The sequence below is a fragment of the Roseibium algae genome (genome assembly GCF_037783265.1).
GTDB lineage: Bacteria > Pseudomonadota > Alphaproteobacteria > Rhizobiales > Stappiaceae > Roseibium > Roseibium algae.
In genome coordinates, this window is sequence record NZ_JBAKIA010000006.1 from 197,123 (window position 1) to 210,184 (window position 13,062).

The 13,062-nt window shown below is 54.9% G+C and carries 12 protein-coding genes; 11 read left to right on the forward strand and 1 reads right to left on the reverse strand.

Going from position 1 to position 13,062, the window contains the following annotated elements:
- Positions 1–345: 345 nt before the first annotated feature.
- The 4 genes from ade (at position 346) to V6575_RS11905 (ending at position 6,102) form a co-directional block, all read left to right on the forward strand.
- Positions 346–2,073 carry an adenine deaminase gene (gene ade, locus V6575_RS11890; protein ID WP_340274557.1) on the forward strand — a complete coding sequence of 576 codons (1,728 nt, stop codon included), beginning with the start codon at positions 346–348 and terminating at the stop codon, positions 2,071–2,073.
- Between the two features lie 8 nt (positions 2,074–2,081).
- Entirely contained in the window at positions 2,082–3,239 is a 1,158-nt protein-coding gene (locus V6575_RS11895) for an AAA family ATPase (RefSeq protein ID WP_340274558.1), read from the forward strand.
- A 214-nt stretch (positions 3,240–3,453) separates the two neighbouring features.
- Positions 3,454–5,118 (forward strand): long-chain-fatty-acid--CoA ligase, encoded by a 1,665-nt coding sequence (locus V6575_RS11900; protein ID WP_340274559.1) that lies wholly within the window; start codon positions 3,454–3,456, stop codon positions 5,116–5,118.
- 99 nt (positions 5,119–5,217) lie between these two features.
- Positions 5,218–6,102 (forward strand): substrate-binding domain-containing protein, encoded by an 885-nt coding sequence (locus V6575_RS11905; RefSeq protein WP_340274560.1) that lies wholly within the window; start codon positions 5,218–5,220, stop codon positions 6,100–6,102.
- A gap of 38 nt (positions 6,103–6,140) precedes the next feature.
- Here the strand turns inward: V6575_RS11905 and V6575_RS11910 are convergent, their stop codons facing one another.
- Positions 6,141–7,145 (reverse strand): DMT family transporter, encoded by a 1,005-nt coding sequence (locus tag V6575_RS11910; RefSeq protein ID WP_340274561.1) that lies wholly within the window; start codon positions 7,143–7,145, stop codon positions 6,141–6,143.
- A gap of 285 nt (positions 7,146–7,430) precedes the next feature.
- Here V6575_RS11910 and V6575_RS11915 point away from each other — a divergent pair, with 285 nt between their 5' ends.
- The 7 genes from V6575_RS11915 (at position 7,431) to V6575_RS11945 (ending at position 13,048) form a co-directional block, all read left to right on the forward strand.
- Positions 7,431–8,015, forward strand: a complete 585-nt coding sequence (locus tag V6575_RS11915) for a VOC family protein (protein WP_340274562.1) — start codon at positions 7,431–7,433, stop codon at positions 8,013–8,015.
- Positions 8,016–8,143: 128 nt separating this feature from the next.
- Positions 8,144–8,434 (forward strand): ribbon-helix-helix domain-containing protein, encoded by a 291-nt coding sequence (locus V6575_RS11920; RefSeq protein WP_340274564.1) that lies wholly within the window; start codon positions 8,144–8,146, stop codon positions 8,432–8,434.
- Between the two features lie 106 nt (positions 8,435–8,540).
- Positions 8,541–8,936, forward strand: coding sequence for a VOC family protein (locus tag V6575_RS11925; RefSeq protein WP_340274565.1), 396 nt, complete (start codon positions 8,541–8,543; stop codon positions 8,934–8,936).
- Between the two features lie 29 nt (positions 8,937–8,965).
- Positions 8,966–9,490, forward strand: coding sequence for a Twin-arginine translocation pathway signal (locus V6575_RS11930; protein ID WP_340274566.1), 525 nt, complete (start codon positions 8,966–8,968; stop codon positions 9,488–9,490).
- Between the two features lie 11 nt (positions 9,491–9,501).
- Positions 9,502–11,073, forward strand: coding sequence for a GMC family oxidoreductase (locus tag V6575_RS11935; RefSeq protein WP_340274567.1), 1,572 nt, complete (start codon positions 9,502–9,504; stop codon positions 11,071–11,073).
- Between the two features lie 110 nt (positions 11,074–11,183).
- Positions 11,184–12,449, forward strand: a complete 1,266-nt coding sequence (locus V6575_RS11940; RefSeq protein ID WP_340274568.1) for a PQQ-dependent sugar dehydrogenase — start codon at positions 11,184–11,186, stop codon at positions 12,447–12,449.
- Complete coding sequence (locus V6575_RS11945) at positions 12,449–13,048, forward strand: c-type cytochrome (protein ID WP_340274569.1); 600 nt, start codon at positions 12,449–12,451, stop codon at positions 13,046–13,048. Before V6575_RS11940 ends, V6575_RS11945 begins: the two co-directional genes overlap by 1 nt.
- Positions 13,049–13,062 lie beyond the last annotated feature (14 nt).

Below are 13,062 nucleotides of genomic sequence, written 5' to 3' on the forward strand. Positions count from 1 at the left end.
TTTATTTGCAGTCTCTTCATTTTCTGCGCCAAAAGGGCAGTGGGCGACTGTAATCATTCAAGTCGTGAATTATTATGATCGATGCGGGCTGCAACACTTTGTCTGTTCACAGAAGAAGAGAGAATGAGCGCAATGTGCGCAATTGTCTTCTGTCAATTCAATCATGATCGACTTTTATATAAAAATCTGCCCAACTTACCATTTCCGCTTTGGCCGAACGTGATTTATGAGTTCACGACTGAGAGTGCTTTTAAAACTGCGCGCAAAATTACCTCTCTTTGCTGAGACGGTGTGATTCAGCATCCAGGTATTTTGCGTGTGTGCATGAGATCATCGGAGTTGAAGATGCCTGAGGGCTATGAAGTAAAAACGGATCATGATGCAGACTTCCTTGCCCGGGCGATTGCCGCAGGTGCAGGAGAGGTGCCTGCTGATCTCGTGCTGAAGAATGCGCGGCTGTTCAGCGTCATAGACGGATCGATGATCGAAACCGACATTGCGGTTGTTGGAGACCGCATTGTCGGTGTTCAGGGCGAATATCACGGTGAGCGCGAGATCGATGTGGAGGAGCGTGTCGTCGTTCCAGGGTTTATCGACACGCATCTACATGTGGAATCCTCTCTGGTTACGCCCTTTGAGTTCGATCGATGTGTTTTGCCGCACGGTGTGACGACTGCGATCTGTGATCCCCATGAGATTGCCAATGTGCTCGGCGCTGAAGGAATTCGTTACTTCCTCGACAGTTCGCTTGAAACGGTCATGGATTTGCGGGTGAACCTGTCATCCTGCGTTCCGGCAACGTCCTTTGAGACGGCAGGGGCCTGTCTGGAAATTGAGGACCTCTTGCCTCTGCGCGACCATCCCAAGGTGATTGGTCTGGCCGAGTTCATGAATTTCCCCGGTGTTTTGGCCCGGAATCCTAAGGTGCTGGCGAAGCTGGCAGCTTTCCAGGGCGGGCATATTGACGGACATGCGCCGCTTCTTTCTGGTCTTGCGCTGAACGGCTATATCGCTGCAGGCATTCGCACCGATCACGAAGCAACGACAGCAGAAGAGGCGTTGGAAAAGCTCTCCAAGGGCATGACGATCCTGATCCGTGAGGGATCTGTGTCGAAGGACCTTGATGCGCTTGCGCCGATCCTTCAGCCTGATGTGTCAGCCTTTGTGGCGCTGTGTACCGATGATCGCAATCCACTTGATATCGCCGAAGAAGGCCATATCGACAGTATGATCCGCAGATTGATTGCCAAAGGCATCAGGCCATTGGACGCTTACCGTTCGGCCAGCTGGTCAGCGGCCAATGCGTTCGGATTGAAGGATCGCGGTTTTCTGGCTCCGGGCTGGCGCGCCGATATGGTGGTGCTTGATGACTTTGACGATTGCCGTATTGCATCGGTCGTCAGTGGAGGGCGTCTTGTGGCGGATGACCTTTTTGCGCGCCGCAAACCGGTCTCTCCAGTCGGTCTCGACAGCGTCAATCTGGACGGGGTGTCTGCTGATGTCTTTACGGTCAAGGCCGCAGAGGGGGAAACCGATGTCATTGGCGTTGTACCAGGTCGGATTATCACCGAGCATTTGAAGATGAGCTTGCCGTCCGCAGGTGGTCTGGCGCAGATTGATCTGGGTCAGGATGCGCTCAAGGTGGCTGTTGTTGAAAGGCACAAGCGAACCGGCAACGTCGGCTGTGGCTTCGTCTCCGGCTTTGGCATGAAGGCGGGGGCCATTGCTTCGTCGGTTGGCCATGACAGCCACAACATTTGTGTTGTGGGCGCAAGCGAAGCTGCGATGGCGAACGCGGTCAATCGGGTGATCGAGATGAAGGGCGGCTTTGCCGTCGCTGATGACACAGGCGTCATGGCCGAACTTGCCTTGCCGCTGGCTGGATTGATGAGCCTTGAGCCCTTCGAGGTGGTGAAGACCAGTCTGGAAGATCTTCGTGCCGCGGCTGTCGGGCTTGGCTGTGTCTTGCCGGAGCCTTTCCTGCAGGTGGCCTTCCTGCCGCTGCCTGTCATCCCGCATCTCAAGATTACAGACTTTGGTCTGTTCGATGTGAATGCCTTTAAGTTGCTTTAAGGCCAGATATGATCGTCAGTCTTGCAATTTCCGGTTACCGATCCCTGCGCAATCTGATTTTGCCGTTGGGACGGTTGACCGTTGTTACGGGTGCCAATGGAAGCGGGAAATCAAGTCTCTACCGGTCTATCAGACTGCTAGCCGATGTCGCACAGGGGCGAGCGATTTCATCTCTTGCGCGGGAAGGTGGGCTGACGTCAACCCTTTGGGCCGGTCCGGAGATCATCTCGCGGGCAATGAAACAGGGAGAGGTGCCTGTTCAGGGCGGGGCTCGCAGATCTTCGGTCAGTTTGAAGCTCGGGTTTGCCGATGAGGATTATGGCTATGCCATCGATCTCGGACTTCCGCAGAGCGATAGTACGTCCTATTTCAACTATGATCCTGAAATAAAGGTGGAATCTCTTTGGGCGGGAGAGGCTCTGTCGCGACACAATCAGATTGCCGGACGAAGCGGTCCTTCGGTCAAGGTGCTGGATAGCCATGGGCATCGTGTTCCGGTACTGCAGACCCTTGCCAGTTTCGACAGCATGATGACACACGCTGCTGATCCCAAGGATGCACTCGAACTGCTGGTCATGCGGGAGCGAATGCGCAGCTGGCGGTTTTACGATCATTTGCGCACGGATAGAGAGGCTCCCGCTCGCGTGCCGCGGATCGGAACACGGACCCCGGTGCTCAGTTCTGACGGCGCTGATTTGGCTGCGGCTCTTCGGACCATTCAGGAGATCGGAGACCCGGTGCAGCTGGAAGAGGCGATCGATGACGCCTTTCCGGGGGCTCGGATCGAGATAACCGTCACGGATGGCCTTTTCGAAGTGCTGATGCATCAAAGTGGGTTGCTTCGGCCTCTCAGGGCCTCGGAACTGTCAGATGGTACCTTGCGGTATCTGCTTTTGATCGCCGTGCTTCTCACGCCCCGGCCTCCGCCATTGCTCGTTCTGAACGAGCCGGAAACCAGTTTGCATCCAAGGCTTCTTGATCCGCTCGCCCGTCTGGTCACGCAAACTGCCGAGCGGACTCAAATCATTCTGGTGACCCATGCGCAAACACTGGCAAGCCAACTGTCCGGCTGCGAAGGTTGTCTTCACTTCGAGCTTCGCAAGGAGCTGGGCGAAACGGTGGTTGATGGCGTCGAACCGCCCCGATGGGCATGGCCGAAACGCTAGGACTTAAAATCGGACTATGTCGCGGGGCTGTTATTTTCGAATGCGCGTGCTTCTGGTGTTCTTCAAAAACCTTCCTTAGGGGCAAGTCGCCGTGAGTTGACGCAAACGGAGCCATGTGCCCAAATCAGTTGAAACAAGGCCTTGAATTGGCCATGTCTGGCAGGTGCAGCTGCAATGCCAGCCATCAAGAATTAAGACTGTAGTGGAGGCCGCCATGGTGAGTGTGGATGAGTGGCGCGAGGCTTTTAAGCCGCGCCCGGTTCATGGCTATCTTGAAGATACTATCCAGGCGTTTGGAGACCGTCCGGCTGCTGACTTCATGGGTAAGGTCTGGACGTATCGAGACTATGGCGCGATGGTTGAGAAAATCGCAGCTGGTCTTCAGTCCATGGGGGTTAGACCCGGCGTCCAGGTCGGCCTTTGCCTGCCAAACACGCCTTATTACACTGTGTTTTATTTCGCCATCTTGAAGGTTGGCGGAACGGTGGTGAACTTCAATCCGCTTTATGTTGAGCGCGAACTGGCGTTTCAGGCGCGTGATGCGGACGTGCGCATCATGGTCACGATGGATCTTCGGCTAATTTACGACAAGGTCGAGGCGATCCGGCGGGACAAGGTGCTGGACACGATCATCGTGTGCCCGATGGCCAAGATCCTGCCACAGCCGAAAAAGGCGCTCTTCTGTTTGCTGAAACGCAAGGACCTGGCTGTCATTCCTGATGATGAGACCCATGTGCGCTATACGGATCTTATCAACATTCAAGGCTCTGCCATGCCTGTTGCGATTGAACCGCTGACTCATGTGGCGGTCCTGCAATATACGGGCGGCACCACAGGCGTGCCCAAGGGAGCGATGCTGACCCACGCCAATCTTGCGGCCAACATTGAACAGATGCGCTGCGTGTTTGCCAAGGCGGAAGTCGGCAAGGAGAAAATGCTATGCGTTCTGCCATTCTTCCATGTTTTTGCGATGACGGTTGCGCAGAATCTTGCGGTGATCCTGGGCGCAGAAATGGTGCTTCAACCACGGTTCGAAATGAAAGCCCTGCTTGATGTGATCAAGCGGAAGGGAGTTACGCTTTTCCCGGGTGTGCCGACGTTGTTCACGGCAATCAACAACTCACCCATGACCAAAAAATATGACCTGACATCCATTCGACTTTGCCTTTCGGGTGGCGCGCCACTGCCGGTGGAGGTCAAAAACAACTTTGAGGATCTGACGGGCTGCAATCTCGTTGAAGGCTATGGTTTGACAGAAACCTCTCCGGTGGCTGCGGTGAATCCGCTGGATGAAACGTCTGTCGCAGGGTCCGTCGGGTGTCTTGTGCCTGGAACCAGCGTCAGGTTCCGTGATCTGGAAGATCCGTCCAAGTTTGTGGCTGAAGGCGAAAAGGGCGAGGTGTGTTTGCAAGGACCTCAGGTGATGCTGGGGTACTGGAAACTGCCGGATGAGACAGGGCAAACCATTGAAGATGGATATCTGCACACAGGCGATGTGGGGTATCAGGATCCTGACGGGTTCATCTATCTGGTGGACCGTATCAAGGATCTGATCCTGTGCTCAGGCTTTAATGTCTATCCGCGTGTGATTGAGGAAGCCATTTATCAGCACCCGGCTGTTGAGGAATGCATTGTCATCGCCATTTCAGATCCTTATCGTGGACAATCGCCCAAGGCCTTTGTCAAGCTGAGAGATGGCGGCGATGTTAATGCTGAGGATCTCAAGTTATTCTTGCGCGATCACCTGTCGTCTATTGAGCTTCCGCGCGAGATCGAATTTCGCAGCGAGCTGCCGAAAACGATGGTTGGCAAATTGTCGAAAAAGGAACTTGTGGAAGAAGAAGAGGCCAAACGCGCTGAAATTAAGGCTTGTCACTGACGTGAGCTGATCTGACCGGGCGCCTGGTTGCTTGCCAGCCGGGAGCGTTCGGAGTACCGACAATGTGTCCTGAAATGCTTTTTCATAGCGAGCCAAGCAATGCATGAAGATCTGCCGCGCTATCTGACCACCCGTGAATTGGCTGATTTGATCAGGGTCAAGGAGCGCAAGGTCTATGATCTGGCAGCCACAGGTGATGTGCCTCATAGCCGTGCGACCGGTAAACTGTTGTTCCCGCGTGATGCCGTACTGACCTGGATCGAGAGGGCTGGTGATGCGACCGACGATGCGGCAGAGCGGCCTCATGTTGTGCTCGGCAGTCATGATCCCTTGCTGGAGTGGGCACTCCGCGAATCTGGCTGTGGCTTGGCGAGCCTGTTTGACGGCAGTCTGGATGGGATTGAGCGGTTTGCTGCAAAGGAAGGCATCGCTGCTGGCATGCATGTGCCCGACAGTGAGGGCGACGACTGGAATGTCGAGCAGGTCGCCGCTCAGTTTACCTTCAAACCGGTTGTGCTGATCGAATGGGCGAAGCGGCGACGCGGGCTGATCTTGCCAGCGGGAAATCCACATCGTATTCGCGGCCTTCCCGATATGGCAGGGCGGCGGTTGGCACGGCGTCAGGAAGCCGCTGGCAGCCATGTGCTGCTTCAACGCAAATTTGCAGAATTCAACATGGATCCGGCGACGGTGGTTCAGGATGGCCCATTGGTTCGCGATGAGCGAGAGGCCGCTCAAGCTGTTTTCGTTGGCGATGTTGATGCTGCCTTCGGACTGGAAACAGCAGCACGACAAAGCAAACTGGAGTTCCTGCCGGTTTGCGAAGAGCGCTTTGATGTTCTTGTCGGTCGCCGCGACTATTTCGAAGGGCCGTTCCAGAAGCTCTTCGCCTTCGCAGGCTCCGACGCGTTCGCTGCAAGAGCAGAGCAGTTGGGCGGCTATGACATTACCGGTCTCGGCAATGTCCGCTTCAACGGGTACTGAGCGTTGACGATCTGAATTTCAGGCCCAAGTGAAGTGTCTTAGTTGTTGTAGCCTCTGCCGTCGGCGGCCCGTGCAAGCTCCCGACCGCGCACGGCTTCTCGCCGGATCGTGTACATGGAGGCTCCAATGATAATTGCAGCCCCGATCAGGTTGTCAACGCTTGGCCATTGATTGAACACCAGTGCTCCGATGATCGTTGCGTAGAGCAGTCTGGTGTAATCCAGAGATGCGATTGCGGTGGCTTCACCGGCTCTGAATGCCTTGATGTTTGCCATTTGGGCGGCCCAGGACACCACGCCGATGAGAACCATATAACCCCATTGTTCAAGGTTTGGGGTCTGCCAAGTGTAAATCGCTGGACCGATCATGATCAGGCCGACAAACACAGCCTGATAGGTCAGGATTGTGGTTGGGCTGTCCGTTCTTGTCAGAATACGCAGGATGACCATGACGATGCCAGCAGAGGCTGACCCGAGAATGGCCAGGGCCGCGTAAGGGTCTATGATGCCGCTGCCTTCCGGGCGCAGCATCACCAGAACCCCGAGAAAGCCGACAATTGTTGCGCCCCAGCGATGAAGACCAACGGTCTCGCCGAGAAAAAAGATCGCGAAGATTGTCAGGAAAAAGGTCTTGGAGAAACTGAGGGCCGTGACGTCTGCCAAGGGTAGATGGATGATGGCGGTAAATCCGCAGAGCATGGCCGTCGTCGCGAAGAAAACACGGGCAGCCTGCAAGTCGGGGCGCTTTGTCGCGAGGGAGTTCGGCAGCCCCTTGATGATCTTCGGTGCTACGATGAGAACCATGATGAACTGACGTACCATCAGGATTTGGAACACGCCGACATCTTCGCCCACCAGCTTGATGAAGGTCGACATGATGGTGAAGAGGAAGGCTGCCTGCAGGATCCAGAGCGCACCGATTGAGTTGGACGGGAGCAACAACAAACGCGCTGTCAGATTTCTTTTGAAGAGGCTGAAGCCCCCTGGTTTGCGCGAAGAAGACGATGAAGGGTCTTCTGGTCCCGAATTTGGGGACTTGTCCATGCTGGGTCCTTGGCAGTGGCGGCGGCAGGCGCAATGGCAACAGCAGGCCTTTGGAGAGGCCCGATTGAGCTCAGGAGGTGAACTTGCTTGGTGTCAGTGTGCGCGCGTATCAGTTGAAGATGCTGACAAGCATATCTCTTTTGTCACATTTGGGAAGGGCTTACAGTGATTTGAGTTTTCGATCGGTGCACCTGAAGACAGACTGTTTACTCCGGCGCTGGTTGTCAGCAGGTGTGTGAGCGTTATAGCCATTAGGGGCCTTGGAAAGACAAAGGGACAGGCGACATGCGCAAAATTCAGACGCAGGGTGTGCATCACATCACGTTGGTTGGGGCTGACCGCCAGACATCCATCGATTTTTGGGAAGGTGTGCTGGGCATGCCTTTCGTGTTCGAACAGCCGAACCTTGATAATGCGGCTGAAAGCCACCTTTATTTTGATCCGGGCGATGGACGGCTGATCACCATTTTCACAGATGAAAGCCGCACGCCGGATGCCGGGCGTGCGCCGCAGACACAGGGCTGTGTTCATCATCTGGCGCTGAATGTATCCCAAGCCAGCTTTCGCCAGATCGCCGAGCGTCTTGATGAGAGGCGTGTCGCCCACAGCGGCCCGAAAGACCGGGGTTTTATGGATTCAATTTACTTCCGGGATCCGCTTGGGTTCCTGATCGAGTTGGCATCCTACCGTTTTGAACCACCTACAGGCATTTCGCATGGTGAAGTGATGTTGGAAGCTCATAAAATCAGGGTTGGCAGAGGCGATTATAACATTCAGGAAGTCCATCTGGCTGATGCAATCGAGGTTCTGACCAAGACCCACCGACGGAGCCTGTCAGAAGATCGGACGCCCAAAAACCCCTATGCCTAGACTTTGACAAGGGCAGACTTTTCGCGGTCTTGCATTTGGTGCGAAGGTGATTTCTCCTTTAACGGCCTTGTATTTTGAAACGGTAAGGACATCATTGCCGTCCAGAGTATAAAATTGGGAGGATAGCCATGTGTGAGATTTTCGCAGGACAAGACCCCGCTGAATATGAACCGGAAACCCGTCGCCTTCGATTAAACGGTCAGAGCACAAGCATTCGTCTGGAGCGTTCATTCTGGCGAATTATTGACGAGATCGCCGCCAGCGAAGGCGCGACGACACCGGCATTTGTCTCTCGGCTTCATTCCGAAGTTCTTCAGCTGCGCGGGGAAGCCCCGAATTTCACTTCTTTACTCCGATGTGCTTGTCTGATCAGAACCGAACGAACGCTTGGGCACATGGAAATTGTTGCCGCTGAGTAATGAGGCGGAATAAAAATAATCTGTAGTAATTAGATACTACCTGCAAATTCAACAAAAGATGCATCCTCTGGGTAAGGTCGCAAAGACGGCCTTTCTGGAGGAATAAATGGCTAAAGCAATTCATGCGATGTTTCGCGTGCTTGATGAAGTGCGCTCTGTATCTTTCTATACAGAGGCTTTTGGTCTGAGCGTTGCTGATCGTCTGGAATCTGACGATTTTACTCTCGTTTACCTTGCGAATGACTCTGCTGATTTTGAGGTGGAGCTGACAATCAACAAGGATCGTGTCGAGCCATACGACCTTGGTGATGGTTATGGGCATATGGCGTTTTGCGTCGATGATCTGGACGGCGAGCACGCTCGTTTCGAGGCCGCCGGTTTCTCTCCAAGAAAAATTGTTGAGTTTGAAAGGGGTGGCGCTCTGCTGGCCCGGTTTTTCTTTGTTCAAGATCCGGATGGATACCAGATCGAAGTTTTGCAAAGGCACGGACGCTACGCCTGAGGAGCGGTCTTCGGACCGAGGGAGGAAAAATGACGAATACGCTGGAACGGCGCGCCTTGACGCGTCGGGAGTTGCTGTCTCGTGGAGCGGCGGTAACGGTCGCACTTGTTGTTGGTCCTGGTTTTGTTGCCGGAACCACCGCAGCCTGGGCCATGGATGTGGCGCATTTGAAGCCAGACACCATGGCGACGCTTATCCAGATGGCGCGAGACATCTATCCGCATGACCGGCTGGCTGATGAATATTACGCAGCCGCTGTGAAGGGATACGACACGGCTGATAGCGCCCCTCAAATAGAAGAGGGTATTGCTGCACTCAACGCTGCTGCCCGCGGGAAGGGAGAAGCCAGTTATCTCGGCACAGGCTGGGAGCGTGACCGGGTCGATATCCTGCGTGGCATGGAAGAAAGCCCCTTTTTCCAGACGATCCGCGGTGGCCTTGTGACCGGTCTTTATAACCAGAAAGCCGTTTGGCCGGTCTTTGGCTACGAAGGTGAAAGCTACTCTGAGGGCGGTTACATCAATCGTGGTTTCGACGACATCAGCTGGATTTGAGGAGCGGAACCATGGCAGCACAATTTGATCTGAATGATGACAGCGTGGTCGTCGTGATTGGAACAGGTGCCGGTGGCGGTGTTCTGTCCAACGAACTGGCGCAAAAAGGCGTTAAGGTTGTCGCTCTGGAGGCGGGCGGTCGCTATTTACCCGATGATTACATCAACGATGAATGGGAGAGCTTCGGTCAGCTTGCCTGGCTGGACAAGAGAACCACATCTGGTGACTGGCGGGTCGCAAAAGACTTTTCCGGGCTTCCAGCCTGGATCGTCAAGGCGGTGGGCGGCACGACAACTCATTGGGCCGGTGCCTCACTCCGGTTTCAACCCCATGAATTCAAGAGCAAAACAACTTATGGCGAGGTCCTGGGGGCGAACCTTCTCGATTGGCCGATTGACCTTGCTGAAATGGAGCCTTGGTATGAAAAGGCGGAAACCAAACTGGGCGTGACCCGTACAGGGGATCGCGCAGGGCTTCCTGGAAACAACAATTTCAAGGTGTTTGAAGCCGGGGCCAAGGCGCTGGGCTACAAGGAAGTGCACACAGGCCGAATGGCGATCAACAGTGCCGATTATGATGGCCGGATGGCCTGTCAGCAAACGGGCTTTTGTTTCCAGGGCTGTAAGTGGGGGGCGAAGTGGTCCGCTGCTTATACGGACATCCCGCGCGGCGAGGCGACCGGCAATCTGGAAGTTCGCGAACATGCACATGTTCTGAAAGTTGAACATGATGCGACCGGCAAGGTGGCGGGTGTTCTTTATGCGGATAAAGATGGCAATCAGCAGATGCAAAAAGCGCGTGTTGTTTGCGTTGCCGGCAATTCCATTGAAAGCCCGCGGCTTCTGTTGAACTCTGCGTCCAGCATGTATCCTGACGGTCTGGCGAATTCATCTGGCCAGGTCGGTCGCAATTACATGCGGCACATGACCGGGTCTGTCTATGGTGTGTTCGACAAGCCGGTGCGCATGTGGCGTGGCACCACCATGGCCGGGATTGTTCAGGATGAAGCGCGGCATGATCCCTCGCGAGGGTTTGTCGGGGGGTACGAGCTTGAAACGCTGGCTTTGGGCTTGCCGTTCATGGCGGCATTCCTGGATCCGGGCGGATGGGGTCGTGAATTCACCACCGCGCTGGATTCTTATGAGAACATGGCCGGGATGTGGATCGTTGGTGAGGATATGCCACAAGAGATCAACCGTATCACGCTCAACTTTGATGCACTTGACCAACACGGACTTCCGACTCCGAATGTGCATTTCGATGATCACCCCAACGACAAGGCGATGCGGGCGCATGCCTACAAGCAAGGCATGGCGATCTATGATGCGGTTGGAGCTACACGAACCTTCCCGACACCGCCGTACCCATCGACCCACAATCTGGGCACCAATCGCATGTCGGAACATGCGCGCGATGGTGTGGTGAACCGCTGGGGACAGACCCACGATATTGCAAATCTCTTTATTTCTGATGGCAGCCAATTCACCACGGGTGCTTCGGAAAATCCGACATTGACGATTGTCGCCCTTGCCATTCGGCAGGCCGACCACATCGCGGGAGAATTGAGCAAGGGCAATCTGTAGGGGATCTCCCCTGGCAGCGAACTGAATTGCGTTTGTTCAAGAGTTGGGCGACCTTCATTGAAGGCCGCCCAGCTGTATGCGTGAAAGCGCATCTAATGGGAGGAAACAGCATGAGAAAATTTCTATTGGCGACTGCCAGCGTGATCGTTGGGGCAGCTCTTGCCCAAACGGCGGCTGTGGCTCAGGCACCTGTGCCTGACAATCTGGAAAAACTCTCGAATTTTCAGTCGACGGGAACGACTGAATTCACCTTTGTCGAACAGAGTGGCGACTACGCTGACGGCATCAAGAAGAACCTGGAACGGGTCAAGATGCCTCCTGGCTTCAAGATTGGGCTTTATGCGGTGGTGCCTGATGCACGCCACATGGCGGTCGGTCCTCAGGGCGTGGTGGTCTTCGTCGGCACGCGCAAGGACAAGGTCTGGTCGGTCACGGACCGCAACAAGGACCGGGTTGCTGATGAGGTGAAGGACTTTGCGCCCTCGCTGAAATTCGCGATCCCGAACGGGCCTTGCTTCTCCAAGGACGGCTTCCTGTATATCGCGGAACAGAACCGTGTTCTGGTCTATCCGGCTGCTGAGTTCTTTTATGAAAGCCCGGATGTTGCAGCCTTTAACGTGGTCAAGCAAGGTGAGCTGATCCCAGCTGATCAGGAGAGCTACAATCATACTGCCCGTGTTTGCAAGATTGGTCCGGACGGCAAGATTTACATTTCGCTCGGCCAGCCTTTCAATGTTGCGCCAAAAGAAAACCTGGAAACCAACACCAAGTGGGGCATCGGCGGCATCATTCGGATGAAAACCGATGGTACCGATCGTGAGGTGTTTACCTACGGCGTGCGGAATTCCGTCGGGCATGATTTCGATCCAAAAACCGGGGATCTCTGGTTCACTGACAATCAGGTCGATGGCATGGGCGATGACATTCCTCCTGGAGAAATCAACCACCAGACAGCCATGGGCCAGCACTTCGGTCATCCTTGGTATGGTGGCGGCAGTGTTAGGACCACCGAATACGCAGGCGAGGAAGTGCCGGTGGATGTTGTGATGCCGGCTGCTGAACAGGTCGCACATGCGGCCGATTTGGGAATGTCGTTTTATTCGGGCAAAATGTTCCCGGAAAAGTACAACAACGCCATTTTCTCCGCACAGCATGGATCCTGGAACCGGACAACCCCTGTTGGTGCGCGTGTCATGGTCACGTTCATCGATGACGAAGGCAATGCCAAAACCGAGCCGTTTGCTGAAGGCTGGATTGACGAGAATGATGAATATCTCGGACGTCCGGTTGATGTCGCGACCTTGCGCGATGGTTCGATCCTGGTGTCCGACGACCTTGCCGGCGCGATCTATCGTATCTGGTACGAGGGCAACTAATGCTGCGTGCTTTGTTTTTGGGTCTGGGCGGGGTTTTCCTCGCCCAGGCGGTTTTCGTATCAGCCGCCGTGGCTGAAGTTCCTTTGGGAGATCCGGCCGCTGGTCGGAAAGCTGCTGGCATGTGCCGGACGTGTCACGGCATTGACGGTTTCGCCAAGATCCCGATTGCACCGCATATTGGCGGGGAGCCTGCGCCTTATCTTGTTCATCAATTGATCGCGTTTCGGAACGGAACCCGCACCCATGAGATGATGAGCGTGGTGGCCAAGTCCTTGACCGATCAGGCAATTGTAGACCTTGCTGCCTGGTATGCATCGCAAAAGGCCGTTGCAAGTCTTCCTGCGGGTGTTTCCGAGGACGCTGCACCTGAAGCCTGTGCTGCCTGTCATGGTGCCGAGGGGCTTTCCCAAATGGAGGATGTCCCCAATCTTGCAGGTGAGACAACGATGTATATCGACACTCAGCTGAAGGCCTTCAGAAACGGCAAGCGCAGCCATGAGATCATGTCGGAGATCTCAGCTGAACTGAGCAGTGACCAGATCCGCAGTCTTGCCGAGTGGTATGCAGCGGTGAATCTGGAAATCAAGCCGCCGGAGTAGGTGGCTTATCGGTC

What these genes read in the sequence shown, in the direction of transcription:
- V6575_RS11935 (WP_340274567.1), top strand. Translation starts at nt 9,502, where the DNA reads ATGGCAGCACAATTTGATCTGAATGATGACAGCGTGGTCGTCGTGATT.
- V6575_RS11895 (WP_340274558.1), top strand. Translation starts at nt 2,082, where the DNA reads ATGATCGTCAGTCTTGCAATTTCCGGTTACCGATCCCTGCGCAATCTG.
- V6575_RS11910 (WP_340274561.1), bottom strand. Translation starts at nt 7,145, where the DNA reads ATGGACAAGTCCCCAAATTCGGGACCAGAAGACCCTTCATCGTCTTCT.
- V6575_RS11925 (WP_340274565.1), top strand. Translation starts at nt 8,541, where the DNA reads ATGGCTAAAGCAATTCATGCGATGTTTCGCGTGCTTGATGAAGTGCGC.
- V6575_RS11940 (WP_340274568.1), top strand. Translation starts at nt 11,184, where the DNA reads ATGAGAAAATTTCTATTGGCGACTGCCAGCGTGATCGTTGGGGCAGCT.
- V6575_RS11920 (WP_340274564.1), top strand. Translation starts at nt 8,144, where the DNA reads ATGTGTGAGATTTTCGCAGGACAAGACCCCGCTGAATATGAACCGGAA.
- V6575_RS11915 (WP_340274562.1), top strand. Translation starts at nt 7,431, where the DNA reads ATGCGCAAAATTCAGACGCAGGGTGTGCATCACATCACGTTGGTTGGG.
- V6575_RS11905 (WP_340274560.1), top strand. Translation starts at nt 5,218, where the DNA reads ATGCATGAAGATCTGCCGCGCTATCTGACCACCCGTGAATTGGCTGAT.
- V6575_RS11900 (WP_340274559.1), top strand. Translation starts at nt 3,454, where the DNA reads ATGGTGAGTGTGGATGAGTGGCGCGAGGCTTTTAAGCCGCGCCCGGTT.
- V6575_RS11930 (WP_340274566.1), top strand. Translation starts at nt 8,966, where the DNA reads ATGACGAATACGCTGGAACGGCGCGCCTTGACGCGTCGGGAGTTGCTG.
- ade (WP_340274557.1), top strand. Translation starts at nt 346, where the DNA reads ATGCCTGAGGGCTATGAAGTAAAAACGGATCATGATGCAGACTTCCTT.
- V6575_RS11945 (WP_340274569.1), top strand. Translation starts at nt 12,449, where the DNA reads ATGCTGCGTGCTTTGTTTTTGGGTCTGGGCGGGGTTTTCCTCGCCCAG.